The 25591-nt window shown below is 30.8% G+C and carries 26 protein-coding genes and 3 tRNA genes; 9 read left to right on the top strand and 20 right to left on the bottom strand.

Going from position 1 to position 25591, the window contains the following annotated elements; all coding sequences use genetic code 11:
- The first annotated feature begins 9 nt into the window (after window positions 1–9).
- The 9 genes from rpoN to secG are packed head-to-tail and all read left to right on the top strand — an operon-like array spanning window position 10 to window position 6910.
- Window positions 10–1392 carry an RNA polymerase factor sigma-54 gene (rpoN, locus tag LWW95_07645; GenBank protein ID MDL1956903.1) on the top strand — a complete coding sequence of 461 codons (1383 nt, stop codon included), beginning with the start codon at window positions 10–12 and terminating at the stop codon, window positions 1390–1392.
- 12 nt (window positions 1393–1404) lie between these two features.
- The gene (raiA, locus tag LWW95_07650; protein MDL1956904.1) at window positions 1405–1911 is read left to right on the top strand and encodes a ribosome-associated translation inhibitor RaiA; all 507 of its coding nucleotides are present in this window, start codon (window positions 1405–1407) and stop codon (window positions 1909–1911) included.
- On the top strand, window positions 1904–2788 hold the full coding sequence (rapZ, locus tag LWW95_07655; protein MDL1956905.1) for an RNase adapter RapZ: 885 nt from the start codon (window positions 1904–1906) through the stop codon (window positions 2786–2788). The genes raiA and rapZ overlap by 8 nt, the downstream gene beginning before the upstream one ends.
- Entirely contained in the window at window positions 2788–3180 is a 393-nt protein-coding gene (locus LWW95_07660) for a PTS sugar transporter (GenBank protein MDL1956906.1), read from the top strand. Before rapZ ends, LWW95_07660 begins: the two co-directional genes overlap by 1 nt.
- A complete protein-coding gene (rimI, locus tag LWW95_07665; protein ID MDL1956907.1) occupies window positions 3180–3656 on the top strand; it encodes a ribosomal protein S18-alanine N-acetyltransferase in 477 nt (158 codons plus the stop codon). Before LWW95_07660 ends, rimI begins: the two co-directional genes overlap by 1 nt.
- The gene (gap, locus tag LWW95_07670) at window positions 3644–4654 is read left to right on the top strand and encodes a type I glyceraldehyde-3-phosphate dehydrogenase (protein MDL1956908.1); all 1011 of its coding nucleotides are present in this window, start codon (window positions 3644–3646) and stop codon (window positions 4652–4654) included. Before rimI ends, gap begins: the two co-directional genes overlap by 13 nt.
- Window positions 4655–4667: 13 nt before the next feature.
- On the top strand, window positions 4668–5870 hold the full coding sequence (locus LWW95_07675; GenBank protein MDL1956909.1) for a phosphoglycerate kinase: 1203 nt from the start codon (window positions 4668–4670) through the stop codon (window positions 5868–5870).
- 28 nt (window positions 5871–5898) lie between these two features.
- A complete protein-coding gene (gene tpiA / locus LWW95_07680) occupies window positions 5899–6615 on the top strand; it encodes a triose-phosphate isomerase (GenBank protein ID MDL1956910.1) in 717 nt (238 codons plus the stop codon).
- Window position 6616: 1 nt separating this feature from the next.
- Window positions 6617–6910: a preprotein translocase subunit SecG gene (gene secG, locus LWW95_07685; protein ID MDL1956911.1), complete on the top strand. Its 294-nt coding sequence runs from the start codon at window positions 6617–6619 to the stop codon at window positions 6908–6910.
- On the opposite strand, the gene trmFO is transcribed toward secG, so the two are convergent.
- The 20 genes from trmFO to LWW95_07785 form a co-directional block, all read right to left on the bottom strand.
- Window positions 6900–8207 (bottom strand): methylenetetrahydrofolate--tRNA-(uracil(54)-C(5))-methyltransferase (FADH(2)-oxidizing) TrmFO, encoded by a 1308-nt coding sequence (gene trmFO / locus LWW95_07690; protein ID MDL1956912.1) that lies wholly within the window; start codon window positions 8205–8207, stop codon window positions 6900–6902. The two genes, secG and trmFO, sit on opposite strands and share 11 nt — an antisense overlap.
- The gene (locus LWW95_07695) at window positions 8207–9115 is read right to left on the bottom strand and encodes a tetratricopeptide repeat protein (GenBank protein MDL1956913.1); all 909 of its coding nucleotides are present in this window, start codon (window positions 9113–9115) and stop codon (window positions 8207–8209) included. Before LWW95_07695 ends, trmFO begins: the two co-directional genes overlap by 1 nt.
- Complete coding sequence (locus tag LWW95_07700) at window positions 9112–9921, bottom strand: AAA family ATPase (GenBank protein MDL1956914.1); 810 nt, start codon at window positions 9919–9921, stop codon at window positions 9112–9114. The genes LWW95_07695 and LWW95_07700 overlap by 4 nt, the downstream gene beginning before the upstream one ends.
- Before the next feature lie 2 nt (window positions 9922–9923).
- Window positions 9924–11831, bottom strand: a complete 1908-nt coding sequence (locus LWW95_07705) for a hypothetical protein (GenBank protein ID MDL1956915.1) — start codon at window positions 11829–11831, stop codon at window positions 9924–9926.
- A complete protein-coding gene (locus tag LWW95_07710) occupies window positions 11828–12199 on the bottom strand; it encodes a hypothetical protein (protein ID MDL1956916.1) in 372 nt (123 codons plus the stop codon). Before LWW95_07710 ends, LWW95_07705 begins: the two co-directional genes overlap by 4 nt.
- Complete coding sequence (locus LWW95_07715) at window positions 12177–12701, bottom strand: hypothetical protein (GenBank protein ID MDL1956917.1); 525 nt, start codon at window positions 12699–12701, stop codon at window positions 12177–12179. The genes LWW95_07710 and LWW95_07715 overlap by 23 nt, the downstream gene beginning before the upstream one ends.
- Window positions 12691–14031, bottom strand: a complete 1341-nt coding sequence (locus LWW95_07720; protein ID MDL1956918.1) for a hypothetical protein — start codon at window positions 14029–14031, stop codon at window positions 12691–12693. Before LWW95_07720 ends, LWW95_07715 begins: the two co-directional genes overlap by 11 nt.
- Window positions 14028–15221, bottom strand: coding sequence for a type II secretion system F family protein (locus LWW95_07725; protein ID MDL1956919.1), 1194 nt, complete (start codon window positions 15219–15221; stop codon window positions 14028–14030). Before LWW95_07725 ends, LWW95_07720 begins: the two co-directional genes overlap by 4 nt.
- 1 nt (window position 15222) lies before the next feature.
- Window positions 15223–16932 (bottom strand): Flp pilus assembly complex ATPase component TadA, encoded by a 1710-nt coding sequence (gene tadA / locus LWW95_07730; GenBank protein MDL1956920.1) that lies wholly within the window; start codon window positions 16930–16932, stop codon window positions 15223–15225.
- A gap of 32 nt (window positions 16933–16964) precedes the next feature.
- Entirely contained in the window at window positions 16965–18131 is a 1167-nt protein-coding gene (locus LWW95_07735) for a divergent polysaccharide deacetylase family protein (protein MDL1956921.1), read from the bottom strand.
- Complete coding sequence (locus LWW95_07740; GenBank protein ID MDL1956922.1) at window positions 18132–19373, bottom strand: S41 family peptidase; 1242 nt, start codon at window positions 19371–19373, stop codon at window positions 18132–18134. It lies immediately after the preceding gene.
- 13 nt (window positions 19374–19386) lie between these two features.
- Window positions 19387–20418 (bottom strand): peptidoglycan DD-metalloendopeptidase family protein, encoded by a 1032-nt coding sequence (locus LWW95_07745; GenBank protein ID MDL1956923.1) that lies wholly within the window; start codon window positions 20416–20418, stop codon window positions 19387–19389.
- A gap of 62 nt (window positions 20419–20480) precedes the next feature.
- Entirely contained in the window at window positions 20481–21338 is an 858-nt protein-coding gene (locus LWW95_07750; protein MDL1956924.1) for a permease-like cell division protein FtsX, read from the bottom strand.
- The gene (gene ftsE, locus LWW95_07755) at window positions 21335–21991 is read right to left on the bottom strand and encodes a cell division ATP-binding protein FtsE (protein ID MDL1956925.1); all 657 of its coding nucleotides are present in this window, start codon (window positions 21989–21991) and stop codon (window positions 21335–21337) included. Before ftsE ends, LWW95_07750 begins: the two co-directional genes overlap by 4 nt.
- Window positions 21992–22954: a transketolase family protein gene (locus LWW95_07760; GenBank protein MDL1956926.1), complete on the bottom strand. Its 963-nt coding sequence runs from the start codon at window positions 22952–22954 to the stop codon at window positions 21992–21994. It abuts the gene before it with no gap.
- Window positions 22955–22966: 12 nt separating this feature from the next.
- The gene (locus tag LWW95_07765) at window positions 22967–23794 is read right to left on the bottom strand and encodes a transketolase (GenBank protein ID MDL1956927.1); all 828 of its coding nucleotides are present in this window, start codon (window positions 23792–23794) and stop codon (window positions 22967–22969) included.
- 88 nt (window positions 23795–23882) lie between these two features.
- Window positions 23883–23975, bottom strand: a tRNA-Ser gene (locus LWW95_07770).
- 11 nt (window positions 23976–23986) lie between these two features.
- Window positions 23987–24080, bottom strand: a tRNA-Ser gene (locus LWW95_07775).
- A gap of 73 nt (window positions 24081–24153) precedes the next feature.
- Window positions 24154–24229 (bottom strand) — tRNA-Arg (locus tag LWW95_07780).
- Between the two features lie 206 nt (window positions 24230–24435).
- On the bottom strand, window positions 24436–25591 hold a 1156-nt coding region (locus tag LWW95_07785), incomplete at its 5' end, for a DUF3387 domain-containing protein (GenBank protein ID MDL1956928.1).

Consider the following 25591-nt stretch of genomic DNA (forward strand, 5'->3'; position numbering starts at 1 on the left):
GAGGATCCAATGGAACTAAAACAGGAAATGCGCATAACACAGCAACTAGTGATGACTCCTCAATTACAACAGGCAATTAAATTGCTTCAACTTTCTCGTATTGAGTTGTTAAATGTAATAAAGCATGAAATGGAAACAAATCCTGTTTTGGAAGAAGAATTTGAAATTGTAGAACAGACAAAAAAAATATCAGAAAAAGAACAAGAAATTAAAGAACTTCTTAAATTTATTTGGGAACAATATGATCAAGATGGACAGAGAGAAATAAATTGGTGGGAAAGAGAAGAAAAAGAAGAAATAAATTGGGAAAATTTTGTCACAAAAAGTCCCTCTCTTACCCAACATCTTCTTTGGCAATTACAACTTTCCTCTCTTTCAAAAAAAGAAAGACATATTGCTCGCTTTATTATTGGAAACTTAAATGAAAATGGCTATTTAACAGTTCCTTTAGAAGAAATCGCTTTACAAGCCGAAGTTACTATAGCTCAAGTAGAAGCAGTGTTAAAAAAGGTTCAGGAATTTGATCCAATAGGAGTAGCAGCACGTGATTTAAAAGAGTGTTTATTAATCCAAGTAAAACATTATGGCATTAATAATCCATTAGTAGAATTAATCATTAATAATTATTTGCATTTTCTTGAAAAGAAAGATTTAAAAGGTATTTCTTCTGCCTTAAAACTACCTTTAGAAAAGGTAAAAGAAGCCGTAGAAATTATTTTACAACTTGAGCCTAAACCAGGTAGACAATATAGTAGTGAAACTCCTATTTATATTGTACCAGATCTTTATGTATTTAAAGTAGAAGATGATTATATTGTGGTATTAAATGATGAAGGATTTCCACGTTTACGAATAAATGGATACTATAAGCAACTTTTAGAACAGAATAATTTATCAGAAAAAGTAAAAGATTTTATTCAAACTAAATTAAGGTCTGCAGCTTGGTTACTTAAAAGTTTACATCAGCGAGAAAGAACTTTATATAAAGTAGCATGTAGCATTTTTAAATTTCAACGAGAATTTTTAGAAAAAGGCATTGAATATTTGCGACCATTAGTATTAAGAGATGTAGCTGAGGATGTAGGTGTACATGAATCTACAGTTAGTCGTGTAACAGCAAATAAATATGCTCAAACTCCTCATGGTTTATTTGAACTAAAATTCTTTTTTAATTCAGGGATCAATGCTGATACAGGTGCATTGGCTACTGAAAGCATTAAAGCCAAAATTAGAGAAATTATTGCCTTAGAAGATCCAAATAAACCTTATAGTGATGAGCGTATTGCAGCTATTTTAAAAGAACAAGGCATAAATATTGCGCGACGCACAGTTGCTAAATATCGTGAAGCTATGGGAATTTTGCCATCTCATCAGAGAAAAAGGCTTCTATAAATGGAGGAAAAAATGCAAATTTCAGTAACTTTTCGAAATATTAAACCTTCAGAAGGTATTAAAAATTATGCTGAAAAGAAAATAGGACGTCTAAAACGTTTTTTAAATACAGAAAATCTTGAAGCCAATCTTGTTCTTTCAATTGAAAAATTTCGTCATATTGCTGAATTAAATGTATGGGCTGATGGTGAACAACTCTATGGGCGTGAGGAGGCAGAAGATACTTATGCAGCTATTGACACCGTTGTGGATAAAATTGAAAGGCAAATTGAAAAAAGGAAAATAAAGTATAGAAAAGGTGAAATTAGAGTGTCTAAACCAACAGAAGAAGTAGAAACGCCTAAAATAATAAAAAGTAATCGTTTTCAGTCTAAGCCAATGGATATAGAAGAAGCGTTAAAACAGTTAGAATTATCAGGTGAAGATTTAATTGTTTTTCTCAATGCTGAAACCAGAAATGTCAATGTACTTTATCGACAGAAGGATGGTACTTATGAATTAATTGAAGCAAATGTCTGAATCTTTTTTCCCTTTAAAATTGGTCATTATTACTGGTACTTCTGGAGGAGGAAAAAGCACAGCTTTAAAGACCTTTGAAGATTTAGGTTTTTTTTGTGTAGATAATCTTCCTCCCCCTCTTTTACCTAAATTTTTGGAATTAGCACAAAAGAGTCGAGTAGAAAGAATTGCATTAGTAATGGATGTTAGAGAAAGAGAATTTAGGGAAGAAGGTAATCAAGTACTACAAAAGTTAATACAAATTGGTTATAAACCAGAGATTTTATTTTTTGATGCTCAGGATGATGTTTTGTTACGAAGATTTAAAGAGACTAGAAGAAAACACCCACTTGCTCAGGAAGGTAAAACGTTAGCAGAAAGTATTGGAGAAGAAAGAAAATACTTAAATTCTATTAGACAGATGGCTACTCAAGTAGTTGATACCTCTTTTTTCAGTGTCCATGATTTAAAAAGATGGATAGAAGCTAGATATGCAAAAGCCATTTCACGTCAAATGCAGGTACAAATAATCTCCTTTGGTTTTAAATTTGGAATTCCATCAGAAGCAGATCTTGTATTTGATGTACGTTTTTTACCAAATCCTCATTTTGTCCCAGAATTAAGACCTCTTAATGGAAGAAGTGAAGCTATAAAAAATTTTTTTAAAAATGATATGCTTTTGAAAAAATTTATGGAAAAGTTATTGGATATGCTCAAGTTTCTCTTGCCTTTTTACCAATATGAAGGTAAACATTATTTAAATATTGCTATTGGTTGTACAGGAGGAAGACACCGTTCAGTATTTGTAGCTGAAAAATTATTAGAAATGCTTAAAAATAGTTTTTCAAAAAAGGATTATCGCTTTTCTTTAATTCATAGAGATATTGAGGCACAATAATGGTTGGTATTGTACTTGTAACTCATTGCAATTTAGGTAAAGCTTTGATAGAGGCTGCTCGTTTTATCAGTGGTAATTTAAGAAGAGTAAAAGCTGTTAGTGTTCAAGATGAAGGAATAGAAGATTTAAGAACAACTATTGCAAAAGCAATTGAAGCTGTAGATGAAGGTGATGGTGTATTAATCTTAACAGATATGTTTGGAGGTACTCCTTCAAATTTAAGTTTTTCCTTTCTTGAACCTGGGAAAAGGGAAGTTATTACTGGAGTTAACTTGCCTATGCTTTTAAGTGCTATTAACAAACAAGACAGTGATCTAAAAACTCTTGCTGCTTTTGTTAAACAAAAAGCTATTAGTTCTATTATTCATGCTACTGAAGAATTAAATCAGTAATGTGGGATGTAGTATCAGCTACTAAAGAAGATATTGATACTATTTATGAAATTGAAAAGGCTTGTTTTTTTACACCTTGGAGCAAAGAAGCTTTTTATGAAGAATTAAAGCATGACTACAGTTATCTTTGGATAGCAAAGAATACAAACACACAGGAAATAGGTGGTTTTATCTGTTTTTGGATAATTTGGGGTGAAATGCATATTTTAAATCTTGCTGTTAAACCAGAGTTACAAGGAAAGGGAATTGGCAGCCTTTTATTAAAAAGAACTTTGGAATTTGCAGAGAAAAATGAAGTAGAATGGATAAGACTTGAAGTACGTTCATCAAACCTTAAAGCAATATCTTTTTATAAAAAATTTGGTTTTAAGAAAATAGGGAAACGTAAACATTATTATTTTGACACAGGTGAAGATGCTATTATTATGGCTTTATCCTTTAAAAATCTTAAAGGAGGCGTGTTATGCTTAAAATAGGTATTAATGGATTTGGACGTATTGGTCGTTATTTGCTTCGTGTAATACATGATAGAAATCTTGATGTAGAAGTTGTGGCTATTAATGCAAGGGCTAGTATAGAAATGTATGCACATTTGCTTAAATATGATTCAGTTCATGGTAAATTCCCAGGTATTATAGAAATTAATGGAGATAATTTAATTGTTGATGGAAAAAAGATCAAAATGACACGAGTGACAGATGATTTATCTAAAATTCCTTGGGGAGAATTAGGTGTAGATATTGTTATGGAAACAACAGGAAAATTTCGTGATAAAGAAAGTTGTTTAAAACATCTTGAAGCAGGAGCAAAAAAAGTGATTATTAGCGCTCCTGGAAAGGGAGTAGATGCTACTATTGTTATGGGAGTAAATGAAGAAGTTTATGATCCAAAAAATCATCATATTATTTCTAATGCCTCCTGTACAACAAATTGCTTAGCACCAGTAGTAAAAGTATTACATGAAGCATTTAAAGTTAAAAAAGGATTTATGACAACTGTTCATTCTTATACAATGGATCAAAGATTGTTAGATGGTTCTCATAAAAAGGATTTTCGTAGAGCAAGGGCAGCTGCTATGTCTATGGTACCAACCACTACTGGTGCAGCCATTGCTGTAGGAAAGGTTATTCCAGAATTAGAAGGTAAATTAGATGGTGTTTCTATTCGTGTTCCTACACCAGATGTTTCTATCATTGATTTAGTTGTAAAAGTAAAAAAAGATACAACAATAGAAGAAGTTAATGAAGCTTTTAAAGAAGCAGCAGAAGGAAAATTGAAGGGTATTTTAGCTTATACAGAAGAACCTCTTGTTTCTGCAGACTATATTGGCGATCCTCATTCTGCCATTGTAGATGGTAAATTAACTAACGTGATTGATGAAAATTTTGTAAAAGTATTTGCTTGGTATGATAATGAAGCAGGATTTGCTCATCGTATGATGGATTTAGCTCTTTATATCGCAGAAAGGATGTAAAGGGAGGTGAATTATGCTTTATATTAATGAAATAGATATTAAAGAAAAGCGTTTATTTATCCGTGTGGATTGTAATGTCCCTTTAGATAATAATTTAAATATTACGGATGATACTCGTATTAGAAGAATTTTGCCTACGATTAATTATGCACTTGATGAACATGCTATGATAATCCTTGCCTCTCATCTTGGACGTCCGAAAGGGAAAAGGATACCAGAAATGAGTCTTGCTCCGGTAGCAAAAAGATTAAGCCGACTTTTGCATAAAGAAGTAAAACTTGCACCTGATTGTGTGGGAGAAGATGTAAAAAAGATGGTGGAAGCTATGAAACCAGGGGATGTAATTTTTTTAGAAAATTTAAGATTTCATCCTGGTGAAACAGAAAATGATCCAGAGTTTGCTAAAGAATTAGCTAGTTTAGCTGATATTTATATTAATGATGCATTTGCAGTTGCTCACCGAGCTCATGCTTCTGTAGTAGGGATAACTAAATATACAGAGTTGTGTGCGGCTGGATTTCTTATGAAAGATGAATTGACTTATTTTTACCGGGCAATGGAAGACCCTGCTAGACCTTTAGTGGCAGTAATTGGTGGAAGTAAAGTTTCTAGTAAGCTTGAAGCTTTAGAAAATCTATTAAAAAAAGTAGATAAATTAATCATTGGTGGGGCTATGGCTAATACATTTTTAAGGGCATTAGGCTATGAAGTAGGCAATTCTTTTGTTGAAGAAGATTTGTTTGATGTAGCAAAAAGATTAGTAAAAACAGCAAAATTAAATGGTATAAAACTTTATCTGCCAGTAGATTGTGTTGTAGCTGAAGCTATTGAACCTAATGCAGAAACAAAGATTACAACTATCCAAGAAGTTCCTAAAAAGTGGTATATTTTAGATATTGGCCCTGCTACTACTACCCTTTTTGGAGAAGCATTACAAAATGCCAAAACTATTATTTGGAATGGCCCTTTAGGAGCATTTGAAATGGATGCTTTTAGTAGGGGTACAATGGCTATGATACATCACATTACTAATACTTATGCCTTGACAATCGTAGGCGGTGGAGATACAGATGTAGCAATTCATAAAGCAGGTGCATGGGACAAATTTTCATATATTTCTACTGGTGGAGGGGCTTTTTTGGAATTGTTAGAAGGAAAAGTATTACCAGGTATAGCTGCTTTGGAAGAATGTGCAAGGAAGGTAAAAAGTGAATAGGACTCCTTTAATTGCTGGTAACTGGAAAATGTATAAAACAGTTTCTGAAGCTTTAACATGGGCAAAGGCTGTTTTACCATATTTGCCTAATCCAGATGAAACTGAAGTAGCTGTTGCTCCTTCTTTTACTGCTCTTTATCCATTAGCTGAATTTTTAAAAGAAAGCCATTTAAAATTAGCAGCACAGGATGTCTTTTGGGAAAAAGAAGGAGCATATACTGGAGAGGTTTCTCCAACAATGTTAAAAGATATTGGTTGTGAGTATGTTATTATTGGTCATTCTGAAAGAAGACAATATTTTGGAGAAACAGATGAAATAGTAGCAAAAAAGGTAAAAGCAGCTTTTACCTATGGTTTAAAACCTATTTTATGTATAGGTGAAAGGTTGGAAGAAAGAGAAAAAGGAGAAACTTTTTCTGTAGTTAAAAGACAATTATTTAAAGCTTTAACAGATATAGAAAAAATTGATACTTTAGTAATTGCTTATGAACCTGTTTGGGCTATTGGTACTGGTAAAACAGCACTACCTGCTCAAGCTCAAGAAGTACATGCCTATTTGCGTCAATTAATAGCAGAAAAATGGGGAGAAAATGCAAATAATATACGTATTCTTTATGGTGGAAGTGTAAAACCTGAAAATATAAAAGCACTTATGGCAGAAGATGACATTGATGGTGTTTTAGTAGGTGGGGCTAGTTTAATAGCAGATAGTTTTATTAAAATTATGTGTTATGGGGTAAGATAAAATGTTTACAGTTTTGATAATTTTACATATTTTAATTTGTTTAAGCTTAATTTTTATTATTCTACTTCAACGGGGACGTGGAGCAGAGATGGGAGTAACATTTGGTGGAGTTAGCCAAACTTTATTTGGGCCTGGTGGTTCAATGGATTTTCTCAATAAAGTAACTACTATTTTAGCAATTCTTTTCTTTATTACTTCTCTTTCCCTCAGTTATTTAGCAGCAAAAAAACAAATAAGTCCTATAGAAAAACCACCAATAAGCCAAAATGTACAAACAGAAAAAACTAAAGATTAAAAATTTTTTCTTTCCACTTTTCTAAATCCTTTATAGCACGTTCTACATAAGTTTTTATTCTTTCTTTTTTAGACATTTTTTGCTTTAAAGGAGCAAAAAGACCCCAATTTATATTTGAAGGCTGGAAGTCCTTTGTCACTATATTTGTTAAATGGTTAATTAAAGCACCAAAAGCAGTAGTTGGAGGCGGAGCAATAAGAGGTTTGTTTTTTAATAAACGATAAGCATTTATCCCAGCTAAGATGCCAGTAGCAGCTGATTCTACATAGCCTTCCACACCACTCAATTGACCGGCAATAAAGATATTTGGTGCTTTTTTAAGACGCAAAAATTCATCTAATAATCTTGGAGCATCAATAAATGTATTGCGATGGACACTACCATAACGGGCAAATTCTGCTTTTTCTAAACCTGGTATAAGACGAAAAACGCGTCTTTGTTCAGACCACTTTAGCTTTGTCTGAAATCCCACCATATTATATAAAGTCCCTTCTTTATTATCTTGACGCAGTTGTACCACGGCATAAGGAGTTTTTCCTGTTCTTGGATCTTTCAACCCTACTGGTTTCATTGGGCCAAATCTTAAAGTATCTTTTCCCCTTTCAGCCATAACCTCTATAGGTAAGCAACCTTCAAAAAAACGAGGTTTTTCAAAAGGATGTAAAGGAACACGCTCTGCTTTTAAAAGAGCCTCATAAAAACGGTTATATTCTTTTTCATTTAATGGACAATTTATATAGTCTTCACCTATACCATAACGGGAAGCACGAAAAGCAATATTTAAATTAATTGTCTCAGCATAAACAATAGGAGCAATAGCATCATAAAAATGAAGATGTGATTTCCCAGTAAGGCGAGAAAGACTTTCACTTAAAGCATCTGAAGTTAAAGGGCCTGTAGCTATAATAACAATACCTTCATTAGGTATCTCTGTCACTTCCTCACGTCGAATTTCAATTAAAGGATGTTCTTCTATTTTTTTTGTAATATAATGGGAAAATAATTCTCTATCCACAGCCAGAGCCTTACCTGCTGGTATGGATGAAATTAAAGCTGCTTCTATAACAATAGAGCCTAAACAACGCATTTCTTCTTTTAAAAGTCCAACTGCAGTTGTAATTTCCTTTGAGCGTAAAGAATTGCTACATACAAGTTCTGCTAAATAAGATGTTTTATGTGCGGGAGTAAAACGTTTTGGTCGCATTTCATATAAAACAACATATTCGCCTCTTTTTGCAATTTGCCAAGCCGCTTCTACTCCTGCTAATCCACCACCAATTATTGAGATCTTTTTCATTAATTTCTTTCTTGAAGGGATTTTAAAAGAGAAAATTCACCTTTTTCTAGAGCTAATTTTTTAGAAATATTAAAATTTTGTTCTGCTTTTCTTTCCATTCCTTGTTGTTGATAAAATATACCTAAGTAATAATAAACATAAGGATTGGTTGGATCTAAAGCAAGTGCTTTTTGAAAATAATAATTTACTTTATTTAATTCTCCTGTCTTCCAAGCAATTACTGCTAAATTAATCATAGCCATCACATCATTTGCCTCTAAAAAATATTTTTTTGCTTCCTCAAATTTTTTTTGTTTTAGGTAATTTACTCCCAATGCATTAAGTAAGGTTTTATCCTTTGGAACATATTGATAAGCAAGAAGTAAATCTTTTTGAGCTTTTTCAAAATTACCAAACATTTGCCAAATAATACCCCTATTGATAAGGGCTTCAGGATGAGCAGGATTAATATTTAAAATTTTATTGTATATTTTTAAAGCTTTATCTAAATGACCCAACTCCATTTGATAATAAGCTTGTTTTAAAAGGGCATTTAAATTTATTGATTGTTTTTGTTTTAAAGAAATTTTTTTCTTAATTTTTCGATTTTGCCTTTTTGATACATTTTTTTTAATTTTTTTAGGATAAACATTTGATTGAGGAGCAGAGGTTGGTTTTACAATTTGTAATTTTCTATTAGGTAGTTTAATCTCTGATTTTTCTATTGTTTTTATTAAAATAGGTTTTGATATCTTTTCTGTCCTAAACTTTTTCCATCCCCATGTTGTGAAAATTATAATACATAAGAATATAGTTATTCCTATATAAAAAATTGGAAATCTCTTTTTTTCTTTTAAAAATATTTTTATTTCTTTTTGTTCTGAAACTTCTTTTTTTGCTTTATTTAAGGCTTCTTCAATCAAACTCATATTTCTAAATCTTTTAAAGCCATTTTCACTTCTTTTTTCCCAATCTTTGGTTTAGTATAAACATAACCAGCAATCAACGCCCTTTCTGAAATGAGATTTATTAATCTTGGCAATCCTTTGCTTGCTTTATGAATAAGTTTTATCGCTTTTTTATCAAAAAGATTAGTTTGCCCTGCTTTAAGTAGCCTATAACTTATATAATCTGCTGTTTCTTCTCGGTTTAATGGCTCCATTTTTGCTTTAATAGCAATACGTTGAGCTAATTGACGTAAAGAAGGACTTTTTATTTTTTGTCTTAATTCTGGTTGTCCAACAAGTAGAATTTGTATTAATTTATCTTTATTTGTTTCAAAATTGGAGATTAAACGTAGCTCTTCTAAAATAAAATCAGGGGCTGCTTGAGCATCATCGATGATAAAAAGTACTTTTTTCCCTTTTTCATATTGAGATAAAAGATAATTATACATTTTTTGTAATAAAATAGATTTGCTTGCAAAGGGATCTATTTTATCAATTACCTTTAAATCCAATAGAAAAAAACTTAATAAATCTTCAGAAGAACGAAAAGTTGGATTAAAAAGATAAGCTCTTTCTACATTGTGATTTAATTGATTTAAAAAGTAACGTAAAAATGATGTCTTTCCTACTCCTACTTCGCCTGTAATCATCATAAATCCCATATTTTGTTTTAAACCATAATGTAACAAATCAAGAAGACTTTTTATTTTAGGAGTAACAAAGAAATATTCTATATCTGGAGAAAGTTTAAAAGGATTTTCTTTTAATCCATAAAATGCTTCATACATTTTTAATTTTCAATATGTTTATAACCCAATTTTTTTATTTTATTTATTTGCAAATATGGAGTGAGAACAATTACTAATTCAGACCTTTGCATTTCTTCAGTATTATATTTAAAAATATGTCCTAAAATAGGCACACTAGATAGACCAGGCACTTTTTTCACAATTTTATTTTTATTTTCAAAAATAAGACCAGAAATAATAATAGATTGACCATTTTTTGCTCGCACAATAGTACTTGTTTGACGGGTCTCTATAATAGGAATAGTTTGTGTAGGAGCTGAGGGAATGCCTGTTGGTACAGTCTTTTCTCCTACTTTTTTATTTATAGCTGGAACAATCTTTAAAATAATCTCCCCTTTTGGACTGATTTGAGGGGTTATATTTAAAGTTACACCTATAAAAAGAGGATTTACACGACTTGTTACTGTTGTTGTAGCTATGCCAGCTTGAGCAGCAGTAGTAGCTTGTTCATAAGTTACGTAAAAATCGTTTATTCCAACTGAAACAATTGCTGGTTGATTATTCATAGTAAGTAATTGGGGTCTTGAAATAGCTTTAACTTCGCCTTGCGTTTTAAGAAAGGAAATTAAAGCTTCATTTGTCCATTGTAAAGCAAAGGAGGAAGTAGGTGTTTTAAGAATACCTACTTGTAAACCAGCCCCTGGAGCAGCTGGAAATGGAGATGTCATTAAAGGAGAATAAACACCCCCCATCCCCATTGCTCCCATACCTCCTGCACCACCACTTTCTTCGGCTTGTTGTTCTATTTGAGCATTAATAACATTACGCAATTTAGGCATTTGATAAATTTCAAGCATTCCAGGAAAACGTCCCCAATCTATACCTGTTTTTTGTGTCTCATCTAAGCTGACTTCAAATATTTGAACATCTATAAGCACTTGTCTGGAAATTTCCTCTTTTACTTTGGCAATAAATTTTTCTACTTTTTTCATATTCTGAGGAGTAGTTGTTACTATTACTGTGCCTGTTTGACGATCAATAACATAATTGCCTAACAATTGTTCTATCTCAGTTGTTGTAGTTGATGTTACAGCTGTTTCTGCTTGAGTAGTCACCTCTGTTTCTGTTGATAAAGACTGTGGAATTTGCGGAATTTCCCCAAGTTCTAGTTGTTTTTTCCAAATACGTTGTTGTAAAGAAAGCAATTCTAATTGTTGTTTCTGCATTTTTCTTTGATACTCTTCTTGATAGGGTAAAAGAGCAAGTTGTTGCTGTAAAAGTTTACGATTATATTCTGATTGTAAAAGATTATAAAAAGGATCCTTTAAAATTTCTTTAAGACCTTTTTCAAAATTTTCCCAAAAGTTTATTACCTCACTGCTGCTTACAGAAATATCACCTACACTAGAAGCCGTTCCTGTAACTGTTTGTGTAGTCCCACCTTCATTACCAGAACTTAAAGATACTTCTGTATTTGTCTGACCTCCTCTTATACTTACTACATAATCAATATGAAAGATTTTGGTTAACATACGAGAGATACGTAAGTAGCCAGGATAAACTTTGAAATAAAGGTCATGAGCATTAAGAATAGCTTGAAGTGCCTCGATAAAAGGAACATCTTTAAGATTTACATTGACTTTTTCATCAACCACTTCTTCATCTATCACTAAATTGATTTCTATCTGTTTAGCTATAGATATAAGAAGTTGTTTTAAACTCATATCCTTTACTGAAATACTTATAGGTTTATTAAAGTCTGGATAATCTTTTGGTTTTTTAGGTAATATAAGTGGGGGAGGTGGATTAACAATTTGTTGATTTATAGGATTTTTTTTAGGTATGTGTTTTTGAGTCTCTACTCTGATTAGAGGTCTTTCCAATCTTATAGCTGTTTCACTACAGGCTAAAAAAGTTATTAAACAATTAATTATGAATAAAATCCTCATTTTAACGAAACTTTATATATTTTTTTGCCTTTACGCAGTAAAATACACTTTTTTTTAATTTTTATAATTTTGAATCCATATATTGTTTCACCCTCTTTTATACTTTTTCCATCAAAAATGGCTTTTTTATTTTTGTCTGTTATAATAATACCTTGAAGTTTTGGTAACTTATTCAAATTTCTTAAAAATGAAACCCACTCCCTTTCTTGCCAAGAAAGAAATGGCTCTTTATAAGAATGTTTTTTTATTTTCTCTAAATATGTTTGAACTTCTTTTAATGAAATTGATTCAAAAGCAAAGATATTTGCTATAGCAAAAAAACAAAGAGAAATAATTATTATGTATTTACAAACGATAAGCAAATTCACAATTGACTCCTAAATCAATTTTTTTCTCTCTTTTTTTTATTTCGACTTTTTTAATCACAAAGACAGGAGGAAAATCTTCTAAATTTTTTAGAAGTTTTATAACTTGCATATAATTATTAAATTCACTTAAAAAGAAAATTTGAGCTATTGATACCGAAGATGGCGATTTGGGTAAAATAACTTCACATTTAAGTAATTTACCACCATAGGAATAAATAAGTTTATCAAAATAGTCCCGAAGAAAGGCTTCTGTTTCTATGTTATTTTTGAAAATTGCAACATTATTGACATATTTTTCATAATTAGGTGCTAAAATTTCTAAATTTTCTAAAGTAAAAAGTAATTCATTTTTCTCTTTTAATGTCTTTATTTTTGCTTGAGTAAGTTTTTTTAAATTGTCATTTTGATTTTTTAAATAAAAGTCTAAAACTATACTTATTATTATCAAGAAAAAAATAATAAGTGGTGGCCAAAAAATTTGAATAATTTTTTTAATCTTCATATTTTATTTTTTTCAAATAAGCAGTTAAATGAAACTCACCTTCAGTAAAAAGTTTTATTGTGTTAAGTGTAATGTTTGTTAAAAATGGCATTTTTTTTATGTTTTCAAGAAAGCTTTGAAAAATAATGCCTCTTTTTGGTATTTCTTTTGTGTCTACTTTGCCACTTAATATAAGAACATATCCTGTTTCTTCGGGTATAAATGAAAGTTTTTCTAAATGTATTTCTTTAGGTAAAATATAAGGAATAGTAGTAAGATAAATTTGAACAAATGAGCGTTTTTCTAAAAAATTTTTTATTTCATTTGCTTGATTTTGTAAGCACTTTAAGTAATTAAGCTTTTCACCTTGTTTTTTTATCTTTTGTTCTAATTTATTTAATTGTCTTGATACATCAAAATATATATTGGTTTGATATTGATAATTCGACCAATGATAAAATAAGTTTTGTATTATACCTAAAAAACATATTGATAAAACAAATACCGATAAAATGGATACTTTTTTAAGTTTTTTTTCTTGAAGAACTTCAGGTGGCAGGAAAGAGATAAGTGAAGAAATAATATCAAGATTTGAAATAAAAATATCTAAAAATGGAACATCTTTAGAAAATTTTTTAAATTCAATTACTTCTGTTTTGACAATGGCAAGTTCTTCTGCCAATGTTTCTGAAAGTTTGGGAGTAAACCATGATGGAGGCATTAGTATTTTTAATTTTTCGGGTATTATTTTGTATTTTTGTTTGGCATAAAAAAGAGACCTTTTTAATTCTAAAACAAGTTCTTGCCAAGAAACATCTACCTCAACATTTTTTAACTCAACTTTTCGATGAAAAAGAAAGATTTTATCTTTGAAAGCGAGAAAATAAACAATATTATTATTAAAAAATATAAAACAGTCTCCTTCTGATTCACTATATTTTTCACCAATTTTGACAAGTAAATCTAATGTGCAAAATACATCCTTGATTTCAAACTTTTGTTTTTTTAACTTTTCCCAAAATGAGAAAATATTAAGTTTTGGTAGTACAAATAAAAGATAAAAACTTTCTTTTTCATCATTTCCTAAAAATCGCCATTTAAAAATAAGTTCTTTCTTTTTCATTTGTGTTAATTCTAAAGTTTCATAAAGCATGGTTTGATAAAGATTAATTTTTTGATGTTTTGGTAAGTTTAATCTTTTTATTTGAAATTTTTCATCATTTATTAACAAAATACCTTTACCTTTTGGTGGATTTTCAAGAAAGTCATTAAAACTATATTTTTTTATTGTTCCTCCAGATGTTATATATGTTGTTTCTCCTTCCAAATATATTAAAAATTCTTCCCTCATTTAATATTGCTTAACATATTATAAATAGGCCAAAGTACTGCAATAACAATTGTAAGAATCATTATAGCCACTAATATAAGTAAAATTGGTTCTAAAATAGAGGTAACCTTTTTTACATCTCTATTTAACTCATTGTTAAAACATCTCACAAGTTCTTCAAAAGTTTCATCAAGTTTTCCCGTACTCTCACCTACTTTTACACCTCTTATGATCAATGGTGGGAAATCACCTGCTAATGCTATAGCTTCAGAGAAAGGTTCACCTTCTGCTAAAAATTGTTTAATTTTTTTTATTTTCTGAGCAAAAAATTTATTATCAACTATTTCTTTAACAATATCAAATGTTTCATAAATCTGAATGCCAGCACGATAAAGCATCCCCAAATATTTAAGTAATCTAACCATAGCTAGATTAAGAAAAAGAGAACCTAAATAAGGTAATTTTAATTTATATTTATCCCATAAAAACAACATCCTTTCTGAATAGCGAGAGATGAAAATAAAGACTATAAAAGCTAAAATAATACCTAAAAATAAAAACCAATAATGAACTATAAGGTTATTAAACAAGATAAGTAACTTTGTAGGTAAGGGGAGTGGCATATTAAGTTCTTTTAAAAACTTAACTAATTTGGGAATAACAAAAGTAATAAAAATTATAAGAGCAATTAAAATTAAGATTGAAACAATAGCAGGATAAATAAATGCCTGTTTAATTTTATTTTTTAAGTCATTCATCCATTCAAGATAAGTAGTTAGTTCCCAAAAGGATTTATCCAAATTACCTGAAGCTTCTCCTGCTTTAATAACAGCAGTATAAAATGGTGGAAAAAGATGAGGATAATGAGAAAGGGCTTCAGAAAGAGATTGACCTGCTTGAATATTTAAAATAATGGTTTCAAGAATTTCTTTAAATGTATGGTTTTTTATCATCTGTTTAAGCTCTGTCAAACCTTGCAAAATGGGGATGCCTGTGTGAAGGATATAATACATTTGTCTTGAAAACTCTATTAATATTTCTTGTTTTATCCTTTCTTTAAAAAGAAAGGAAAAATATTTTTTTCTAACATTAACTAAAGTTAATCCTTGACTTTTCAACCATTGATAAAGAGCCTGCTCATTTTCTAAATTAACTGAACCCTTAAAAATCTGTCCATTATTATCAATTGCTTGATAAACAAAAATTGGCATTTTAAATTACTCTTAAAAGCTCATCAAGCGTAGTAATTCCATCTAGGATTTTATAAAGACCATCTTCAAACATAGAAATAAAACCTTGTTGTTTTAAAATTTTATTAATCTCTTCTTCATGTGCTTGATGAGTAATTGCATCAGAAACTGATTCATTGACCTCAAAAATCTCAGTAATAATAGTGCGACCAAGATAGCCAGTATTATGACATCGGTCACAACCTTTACCTTTAAAAAGTATGAATTCTTCAGCTAAATCTATTTTATCGCTTAAATAAGTTTTAATAATCTCTTTTTCTTTTGAAGAAGCACGGTAAGAGCTTTTGCAATATGGACAAATCTTCCTTACTAAACGTTGAGAAACTACACCAGCAAGCGATGAAGCTAGGATATACGGACTAATACCCATATAGAGTAAGCGAGAAATAGCAGCCACAGCATAATTTGTATGTAATGTAGAAAGAATAAGATGTCCTGTAAGAGCAGCATGAATAGCTACTTCCAAAGTTTCCTTATCCCTGATTTCTCCTACAAGAATTATATCTGGATCCTGTCTAAGTATGGCTCTTAATCCACGTGCAAAAGTAAATCCAGCCTTTGGATTAATTTGTGATTGTCGAATAAATGGAAGCTCATATTCAATAGGGTCTTCTACTGTCATAATATTTACATCAGTAGAATTTAAATTTAACAAAGCAGCATATAAAGTAGTTGTCTTACCAGAACCAGTGGGGCCAGTTATAAGAATCATACCATAGTGGCGTCTTAAAAGGCGTTTGAATATATTAAGCTGATTCTCAGAAAAGCCTAATCCATCTATTTGAGTAATAAGTTTAGTCTTATCTAAAATTCTTAAAACTACATTCTCACCTTCAGCTGTTGGGTATGTAGAAATACGTAAATCTATATTTCTACCAGCAAAGAAAAAATCCGCTCTCCCATCCTGAGGAAGGCGACTTTCAGATATATCCAGATTTGCCATTACCTTAATTCTTGAAATAATACTTTTTTGCAAATCCTTTGGTAAAAGATTCCATACATAAAGAATACCATCAATACGATAACGAATAACTAATGTATTTTTTTCTGGTTCAATATGAATATCTGTAGCTCTTTTTTTTATTCCAGTAACAATAATATAGTTAACAAGTTTGATTATTGGTGGTTCTTCTGCAGCAATTTCAGCTGTTCTTGCAGAATTTAAGGCTTGTTTTACAAGAGCATCAAATGCTTCTTCTTCAGCATACCAAAGGTCAATTGCCTTGGCAATCTCAGATTCAGGTGCTACAATAGTATTGATAACCTTTCCTGTTAATTGACGTAAAGTATCAACAGCTATAATATCAAAAGGGTCAGATACTATTACTGTAAGAACATTATTTTCTAAAGTAAGTGGAACAACTTTATATTCTAAAGCCACCTCATGAGGAACTGCATTTAAAGCCTCTGGATCAGGAATAATATTTTCAAGTGTGGATAAAAACTGTACACCAATATCTTTACTTAAAGCAGAAGAAATAGCAGTTTGATCAACAAAACCTAAATCTATGAGAATTTCTCCAAGTAATTTACCTGTACTTTTCTGAATTTCAAGAGCAATTTTTAATTGTTCTGGTGTAAGAAGACCTTTTTCAACTAAAATATCTCCTAATCTTTTTGCTTTTTTCTTATCTACTAAAAATTCTTGTTCTGTAACAATGGCTTCAGGCATTTTACACCTTTAAATATTTTTTATAGTATCGTTTATTTTTCTAAAGTTGTTCGATTAAAGAGAAAATCAGAAATAGTAACAAATTCAAAATCTTTGGATAATTGTGGTAATTCTTCTTTTAAAACAAGAAGAGTGGTTAAATAAGGATGGCAAATACCTAAGGCACTACCTTGAGTTTTTGCAAGATATGCTAATTGTTTTAAACGTTTTTTAATACTTAAAATGTCTTGATTGTTGTCAAGAAAAAGGTCTGCTTTTACAGTAGGTAAACCAATTTTTTTAGCTACTTTATAAGCTACAGATTTTGGTGTAGTAAAGCTATCCACAAAATACAATCTATATTTTTTAATCTCACTTAGAACTAAAAACATAGCTTTAGTGTCTTGAGTAAATTTTGATCCCATATGGTTGTTTACACCTTTAATATAGGGAACAGCTTTAATATCATTTTTTAGCTGTGTCTTTAAAGCTAAAGGTGACATATTAAGTAAGAGAATGCCTGGCTGATGATTTAAATGTGGATGTCCTTTTGCTTCCATAGGCAAATGAAGAAGGATTTCAGCATTAACTAAATGAAGCCATTCAGCAATTTCTTCAGTATAAGGTAAAAAAGGCAAGATAGAATAATTTAAGTCTAAATTTAAATCTAATAATTGTTTTACAACTGTTAAATCATAGCCTAAATCATCCACAATGATCGCTAATAATGGTTTCTTTTTAGGCGAATAAAAAGTTAAATGGTGAGTAATGATATCCTTATAGGCAATATAAATTTCACATTTTTTTTGAGAAAAATCATTAAATCTTAAACTAATATATTTTTGTTTACACAAAGATATAAAATTTTCCTTTAAGTATAGCCAAGAAATATCTTTTGTTTTTTTTACTTTTATTTCAATAAATGGATATTTTATTCCTTTCAAATGTTTATAAACAATTGTCTCTTCCCATTGATCTTCTTCTAATTTAAGTTTTAAAAAAAAATGAGAAATAAATTGATTTATGGCAAAAATTGCTTCTTCAAGCTCAGTTTGTGAAGGAATTTTTGAAGGCTTATAAATTTTTTTATAAAAAACAAATCCACCAAAAATAATTCCTATAAGAATAAAAGATAAAGTTAATAATTGAAAAAATTTTTCGAAATTTTCTTTCTTTTTCTTTTTACGTGTCTTTGACCTTCTCTTTTTAGCTTTGGTCATTTAATATTGGAGCTGTGTAAAAGTATCCCACCTCTTTAAAATCTGAAGACCAATATCTAATAGAAAATCTTTAGGCTTTTTCTTTTTTTCTTCTTTATCTTCTTCCATACCTTTTAAATGCCTTTCTAGGTCTTTTTCTCTAAGAATATGATGCTTTGGTATTTCCTTAGTTGGTCCTATATTATTAAACTCCAAATCCGGTATAATACCAGTAGCTTGAATGCATTTTCCTTTAGGAGTGTAATAAAGTGCTGTAGTTAATCTTAAAGCTGAGCCATCTTCCAATGGGATAATTGTCTGTACTGAGCCTTTACCAAAGCTTGTACGACCAATAAGAATAGCTCGCCTATGATCCTGAAGTGCACCAGCTACAATCTCAGCAGCACTAGCAGTCCCTTCATTAATCAATACCACTATTGGATATGGATGAGGATATTGATTTTTCTGCGCTTTAAACTCCATCTGTTGACTTTTTAAACGACCTTTTGTATAGACAATAAGCCCATTTTCTAAAAATTCATCTGCCACTTTTACTGCTTGATCTAAAAGACCACCAGGATTATTACGTAAATCGAGAATAATACCTTTTAAAGGTTTATTTTCTTTTTCTAATTGTAAAAGGGCATCTCGCAATTCTGAAATGGTATTTTCTTGAAAACTAGTCAATCTTACATAACCATATCCTTTTTCAAGAGTTTTAAATTTCACACTTTTAATGGAAATAATATCTCTAATAATTTCAAAATCTTTAGGTTCATTAAAGCCCTTTCTCCAAATAGTTAATATTACTTTTGTTCCTTTCTCTCCACGTATAAGTTTGACTGCTTCAGTTAAAGTCATATTTTTTGTAGGTTTTCCATCTATTTTTACAATTCGATCACCTGCTTTAATACCTGCTTGATAAGCAGGTGTATCTTCAATTGGAGAAACAACTGTAAGCCAACCATCTTTAATTGTAATCTCTATCCCAACTCCTCCAAACTCACCCTTTGTCTCTATTTGTAATTCTTTAAATTCTTCTGGAGTGAGAAAAGAAGAATGAGGGTCTAAAGCATTTAACATTCCTTTTATAGCTCCGTATATCAATTCTTTTGACTTCGGTGTTTCTACATAACTTTTTTGTATGATATCTAAAACTTCTGTAAAAATCTTCAACTGATCATAAGTTTCCTGCGAAAAGACAGGAATTTTTATATAAAATAAAATTATAAGACAAAAAAATAGAGAAAATATTTTCTTCATCTGATACCTCCTTTTAACTTGGCGGTTTTAACCATCTAAACGGATTAATTGGTTTTTCTTTATACCTCAATTCAAAATAAAGTGTAACACCCTCTGCACCAACCCTTCCTACTTTGCCAAGAACTTCACCTGCATTTACCCAATCACCCACTTTTTTATACAAAGAAATGGCATTACCGTAAAGAGTATAATAACCTCCACCATGGTCTAAAATAATAACATATTCATAACCTTGAAGTTTATCAGCAAAAACCACTTTGCCTGAAGTTACAGCTTTAAAAGGTGTACCATAAGGCACTTGAATCTCAATTCCATTACTATTTAAATAAGTGGAAGTATTTTTATCTAAATATTTACCAAAAGGTATAACAATTTTCCCATTTACTGGCCAATCTAAACTGCCCTTTTTAATTTTTTGCGGAACAATTTTTTCTTTTTTTAATCTTTTTATTAGATCTTCTAATTGTTGAGCAGATGTTTTTAATGCAGCTATTTTTCTCTTTTGTTGCTTTTTTTCTTGTTTAATTTTTTTAAGTAAGGCTTTTTTCTTTTGTTTTTCTTTAAATATTTGACTTTTTGATTCTTCAACTTGTTTTAAAAGGATGTCTAATTTCTTTATTTTTTCTGATTTTTGTTTTTCAAGTAATTGAATATTTTCCATTAAAGATTGATACTTCTCAAATAATTTATAATCATGATAAATAATCTGTTGAAGATATTTAGTAGTAAGATAAGTCTGTTTTAAATTATCGATGGGTAATATATTCACTTTACCTAAGCAATACCAATAATAAATAGCAAAAAGCCTTTGATATAAATATTGTTTGGTGGTAAAAAGTGTTTTTTCTAATGCTTCTTTTTTTATTTTAATTGTTGCTAAATCCTTTTTAATCTCTTCAATGGAATTTTTCATTTTTTTCTGTTGTTTTGTTAGTGTTTTAAGCTGTTTTTTTATCTTTCGGAGTTCTTTTAAAAGTTTTTTTTCCTTCTTTTCTTTAGACCTTATCTTCTCTTCAAGAATTTTTACCTTTTTTTGAATCTCCAAAAGTTTATTCTTTTTTTCATCAAGATGAGCAAATATAACAGAAGAAAAAATAAATAAAAAAATTAAGATTTGTATAAACTTAAAAAACTGCCAAATCCACCTAAAATAAAACCACATCCTATAAATCCCAAAATTCTTTGAAGATCAAAAAAAGAAAAATTAAATCCATTTTGAAACATAGCTATTTTTAAATTATACCAAGATATTCCTATTCTTAAAATAAACAAACTAATAACACTGGCAAAAAAACCTTGAATTAATCCTTCCAAATAAAATGGACATTTAATAAACCATTCATTAGCACCTAAGAGACGCATTATTTCAATCTCTTCTCTTCTTTGCTGGAAATTAAAACGAATAAGTGCAGATATAATAAAAATTGTTGAAATACTTAAAAAAATACTGGCTAAAAAAATTAATATTTTAAAAATTCTCCAAGTAGTCACCAAAAGAGAAAAAACATAAGAAGGACAAGCCACTTCTTTTACTCCTGGAAAATTTTTAATATTTTTTTTGAAATTTTCTAAAAAAGATGGTGTTTGATAAAAAGGGGAAAAAGTGATTTCTAAAGAAGGGAATAAAGGATTCTCTTTAAGCCCTTCAAGAAGAGAAAATTTTCCTTTTAGCCATTTTTCAAGCCGTTTTAAAGCTTGTTCTGAAGAAACATACTCAACTTTTTTCAATTCTTTTCTTTTCTCAAGTTGACTCTTTGCTTCTAAAGCTGCTTTTTCATTTTTAAAAAATACAATTATTGGAATATTTCCTTGCCATGTCTTTAAAAAAATACTCAAATTAAAAATTAAAAGTAAAAAGAAACCAAAAATGCTTAAAGAAAGTGTGGTAGCAACAAGACAAATTATGTTATGCCAAAAACTATGACGTATATTTTGCCAAGTTTTTTTGAAAAAATATCCAATCATTCTTTTAAAATACCTTTTTCTAAATGCATAATTCGTGCTTGAGAAAATGATTCAGTTAATGACTCATTATGAGTAGCAAAAATAACAGTAGCTCCTTCTTTGTTTGCTTCTTTCAAAAGTTCAATCACCTTTTCACTCCTTAATAAATCTAGATTACTTGTTGGCTCATCAGCTAATAAAAGAGGTGGATGGTGAATAAGAGCTCTAGCTATTGCTACTCTTTGTTTTTCCCCAACAGAAAGCGTTTCTACTTGACTATCAAGTTTTTCTTCTAAGTCTAATCTTTGTGCTAATTCAGAAACTTTTTGTTCTATAAAATGGGAAGGATAATTTAAAATCCGAAGCATTAATGCAATATTTTCAAAAACATTAAGATAAGAAATAAGTTTAAAATCTTGAAAGATAACACCTATTTTACGACGTAGTAAATAAAGTTTCTTATTAGGTAAAACTTTAACATTAAAACCACTCACTAAAATTTCTCCTTGAGTAGGTTTTTCTTCACGATAGATTAATTTTAAAAGTGTAGTTTTTCCTGCACCACTAGGACCAATTAAAAAAACAAAGTCTCCTGGTTTAATATGAAAATTTAAATCAATTAAAACATAATAAGTAGAATGATAGGCTTTATAGACATTAATAAAACGAATCATTTAGCCAATGGCTCGCAACAGCCGTGGCTTACCGTTTAAAACCTGTTTTGCCTCTTCTGCGATATCTTTTGGGGTGAGATGAAAATAGGAAAGTAATTTATCAGGTTTGCCAGAAATACCAAATCGATCTTTAATTCCCATTCTTCTTACTAGTACTGGATAATCCTCAGCTACAACTTCACAGACAGCACTTCCTAAACCACCAATAGTAAGATGTTCTTCAACAGTAAGAATAACACCAGTTTTTCGTGCAGAATCTATGATTAGTTCTTTATCAATAGGTTTAACACTTGACATATTTATTACTCTAGCCTCTATTCCTTCTAAAGACAAAATAGAGGCAGCTTCTAAAGCAAAATGGACCATCAAACCCATAGCAACAATGGTGAGATCATTACCTTCACGTAAAATATCTCCTTTACCTATTTGAAATTGATAATTTTTATCTTTATAAATTACTGGAAAATCAATGCGAGAACCACGTACATATACTGGCCCATGAGAATAGGCAATGGTTCTTATAACCTGAGCCATTTCAATAGCATCAGCAGGTACAATTACTGTCATATTAGGTAAAATACGCATTAATCCTACATCTTCTATAGCTTGATGAGAACCACCATCATCACCTACTGTAATACCTCCATGACTTGCAACAATCTTAACATTTAAACCAGCATAGGCAACAGATTGCCTTATTTGCTCCCAAGCCCTTCCAGTAGCAAAAATAGCAAATGTACTAGCAAAGGGAATTTTACCTGCTGCTGCAAGACCAGCAGCAGTACCAATCATATCTTGCTCAGCAATTCCCATATTAAAAAATCGCTCTGGAAATTCTCGAGCAAACATTTTCGTCTTAGTAGAGCCAGATAAGTCTGCATCTAATACTACAATATCTTTATTTTCTCGACCTAATTCTATTAAAGTACGTCCATAAGCCTCACGTAAACTAGCCTTTTCCATTGTTTTCCCTCTTTAAGCAATTTCTAACTCTTTTAATGCTCTTTCTAATTCCTCTTTTGTAGGAGCCACACCATGATATTTAGCTTGATTCTCAAAAAACGACACTCCCTTTCCTTTAATTGTACGGGCAATAATAATAGTAGGCTTCCCTTTTATCTTTTCAGCTTCATCCAAAGCATTAAAAATTTCTTCAAAATTATGACCATCTATTTCAATAGTTGCCCAGCCAAATGCCCTCCATTTATCGGTCAATGGGTCAATATTCATCACATCTGAAACCCATCCATCTATCTGAAGGCGATTATTATCTAAAATAGCACAAAGATTATCAATTTTATAATGGGCAGCTGTCATAGCAGCTTCCCATACCTGCCCTTCCTGCACTTCACCATCACCTAAAAGCACATAAACTCTACTAGATAGACCATCTAATCTTGCTGCTAACGCCATACCATTAGCCATAGAAAGACCTTGACCAAGCGAGCCAGTAGGTACTTCAATACCTGGTGTAAATTTGCAATCAGGATGACCTTGTAAACGAGTGCCTAATTTTCGTAAAGAAAAAAGTTCTTTTCTAGGAAAATAACCACAATGAGCAAGAATAGCATAAAGAGTAGGAGCAGCATGTCCTTTAGAAAGAACAAATCTATCCCTTTCTTTCCATTGGGGATTTTTAGGATCGTGTCTGAGTTTGCCAAAAAATAAGGCTATTAATAATTCTACTACTGATAAAGAACCACCTGTATGACCTGAACCAGCTTCATTAAGCATAACCAAAACATCTTTCCTGATTTCCTTAGCTAACTTTCGCAAATACTTAATATTTCTTGTAAGACTCATCTCATACTTCTAACAACCTAACGTCGGCTTTACCCTAGCACAAACTTTTTATAAACGCAAGAGTCTATTTTTTGTCAAAATAAAAAAATGGCGGAGAGAGTGGGATTCGAACCCACGGTGGGGCTTTTAACCCCACGCTCGCTTAGCAGGCGAGCGCCTTCGTCCACTCGGCCATCTCTCCGACCATTTTAATGGCGGAGGGAGAGGGATTCGAACCCCCGGAGGGCTTTTTTAAACCCTCAGCGGTTTTCAAGACCGCCGCCTTAAACCACTCGGCCATCCCTCCTTTTAAAAAGTAGCACACTCTTACAGGGGAGTCAAGCTAAACCCAAAATTTAAGAAGAGAAATTGCAAAAAAATGGAGGGCGATGCGGGACTTGAACCCGCGACCTTTGGCTCCGGAGGCCAACGCTCTATCCACTGAGCTAATCGCCCTAAATTACTATTTATCACAAATGCACAATCTGTCAATTCCAGCGTTGTATTAAAAGGTTCTCAGAAATAAAAAGCTTGCTGTTTCAATGCGTTAAAATTTCCTATGATCATTTTAGACAACATTTTGGGGAAGATAAGCGTAAGGAGCCACTGTTTGTGAGTGTGTTAGCAATGAAGCGAAGTGGAGGTTTTTGGCGATATATAATTTACGCATATAATACCTCTGCATGCGTAAGTATTTCAGAAGCTATTTTATCAATTTCTTTGTAATTTATTCGTGCATCTATTACTTTAATCAATGCTTTCTTTAGTGCCATTTTTATTTTTGCTCTCAAATAATCCTTTCTGTTCCAATCAGCTACTTTTATGTAATAACCAAGTTCTTTTACCACCTCTCTTGCTATTCTTTTTATTTCTTCATAATTCTCAAAAATCTTTTCTTTAGAAGATAAAAGATCATAAAATGCCAGCTCTTCTTCGCTTAATCCTAAGTTTTTGCCTTCTTCTTGTTTTTTCTTTATTTCCTTTGCTATTTCTATCAACTGCTCTATAACATCTACTGCAGTTAATAATCTTACATTATATTTCTCTATAGTCTTTTTTAACATTTCATAAAGAGAACGATACCTGAAAGGATTTCTTTTTACTCGCACCTTTAGTTCATCATTTAGTATTTTGGCAAGTAAATCTGCTGCATAATTTTTGTATTCCATTTTTCTAAATTGAATCAAAAAATTTTCGTCAAGAATAGAAATCTCAGGCTTTTCCTTTTCTAATAAAGAAAAAATATCTACCGGCTCTTCTGCAGAAATACTTTTTGAAATAAGCTGATTTATTTCATATTCTAAGTCTCTTGATAGACCTTTTATTTTTACTGTGGAATACTTAACAATCATCTTTTTTATCATTTCAAAAAATCTTAGTTCATCTTTTATTTTTAAAGTTTCTGGATGCGGGCTTGCTAGAAGATAAAGTTTTTTAAGTGTCAAAAAATTTTTTATAAAAATTTTCTTTTTTTCTTCATCGCCACTTATTCTGTTATACGCTTCGGCTGTAAGTTTTGAAAGTTCTGCAGGGGAAAGCTCTCTCCATTTTTTATACTCAATTCCAGTAAACATAGAAGAGACTATATCGTATTTCTCTTTTAAAAGGTTTATAATTTGATTTAAATCTGTTAATATTTCTTTTATAGTTTCAGGAGTATATTTACTTAAAGATTTTCGCAAATTATCTGCAATTCCTATATAATCTACAATAAGACCACCTGGTTTGTCTTTAAACACCCTATTTACTCTTGCTATTGCCTGAGCTAAAGAATGGTCTTTCATAGGCTTATCAAAATACATCGTGTGAAGACAGGGC

It is taken from the genome of Candidatus Desulfofervidus auxilii (assembly GCA_030262725.1).
Taxonomy (GTDB): Bacteria; Desulfobacterota; Desulfofervidia; order Desulfofervidales; family Desulfofervidaceae; genus JAJSZS01.

Coding starts and splice junctions, on each gene's coding strand:
- rpoN (MDL1956903.1), top strand. CDS start 10: ATGGAACTAAAACAGGAAATGCGCATAACACAGCAACTAGTGATGACT.
- raiA (MDL1956904.1), top strand. CDS start 1,405: ATGCAAATTTCAGTAACTTTTCGAAATATTAAACCTTCAGAAGGTATT.
- rapZ (MDL1956905.1), top strand. CDS start 1,904: ATGTCTGAATCTTTTTTCCCTTTAAAATTGGTCATTATTACTGGTACT.
- LWW95_07660 (MDL1956906.1), top strand. CDS start 2,788: ATGGTTGGTATTGTACTTGTAACTCATTGCAATTTAGGTAAAGCTTTG.
- rimI (MDL1956907.1), top strand. CDS start 3,180: ATGTGGGATGTAGTATCAGCTACTAAAGAAGATATTGATACTATTTAT.
- gap (MDL1956908.1), top strand. CDS start 3,644: ATGCTTAAAATAGGTATTAATGGATTTGGACGTATTGGTCGTTATTTG.
- LWW95_07675 (MDL1956909.1), top strand. CDS start 4,668: ATGCTTTATATTAATGAAATAGATATTAAAGAAAAGCGTTTATTTATC.
- tpiA (MDL1956910.1), top strand. CDS start 5,899: ATGTATAAAACAGTTTCTGAAGCTTTAACATGGGCAAAGGCTGTTTTA.
- secG (MDL1956911.1), top strand. CDS start 6,617: ATGTTTACAGTTTTGATAATTTTACATATTTTAATTTGTTTAAGCTTA.
- trmFO (MDL1956912.1), bottom strand. CDS start 8,207: ATGAAAAAGATCTCAATAATTGGTGGTGGATTAGCAGGAGTAGAAGCG.
- LWW95_07695 (MDL1956913.1), bottom strand. CDS start 9,115: ATGAGTTTGATTGAAGAAGCCTTAAATAAAGCAAAAAAAGAAGTTTCA.
- LWW95_07700 (MDL1956914.1), bottom strand. CDS start 9,921: ATGTATGAAGCATTTTATGGATTAAAAGAAAATCCTTTTAAACTTTCT.
- LWW95_07705 (MDL1956915.1), bottom strand. CDS start 11,831: ATGAGGATTTTATTCATAATTAATTGTTTAATAACTTTTTTAGCCTGT.
- LWW95_07715 (MDL1956917.1), bottom strand. CDS start 12,701: ATGAAGATTAAAAAAATTATTCAAATTTTTTGGCCACCACTTATTATT.
- LWW95_07720 (MDL1956918.1), bottom strand. CDS start 14,031: ATGAGGGAAGAATTTTTAATATATTTGGAAGGAGAAACAACATATATA.
- LWW95_07725 (MDL1956919.1), bottom strand. CDS start 15,221: ATGCCAATTTTTGTTTATCAAGCAATTGATAATAATGGACAGATTTTT.
- tadA (MDL1956920.1), bottom strand. CDS start 16,932: ATGCCTGAAGCCATTGTTACAGAACAAGAATTTTTAGTAGATAAGAAA.
- LWW95_07735 (MDL1956921.1), bottom strand. CDS start 18,131: ATGACCAAAGCTAAAAAGAGAAGGTCAAAGACACGTAAAAAGAAAAAG.
- LWW95_07740 (MDL1956922.1), bottom strand. CDS start 19,373: ATGAAGAAAATATTTTCTCTATTTTTTTGTCTTATAATTTTATTTTAT.
- LWW95_07750 (MDL1956924.1), bottom strand. CDS start 21,338: ATGATTGGATATTTTTTCAAAAAAACTTGGCAAAATATACGTCATAGT.
- ftsE (MDL1956925.1), bottom strand. CDS start 21,991: ATGATTCGTTTTATTAATGTCTATAAAGCCTATCATTCTACTTATTAT.
- LWW95_07760 (MDL1956926.1), bottom strand. CDS start 22,954: ATGGAAAAGGCTAGTTTACGTGAGGCTTATGGACGTACTTTAATAGAA.
- LWW95_07765 (MDL1956927.1), bottom strand. CDS start 23,794: ATGAGTCTTACAAGAAATATTAAGTATTTGCGAAAGTTAGCTAAGGAA.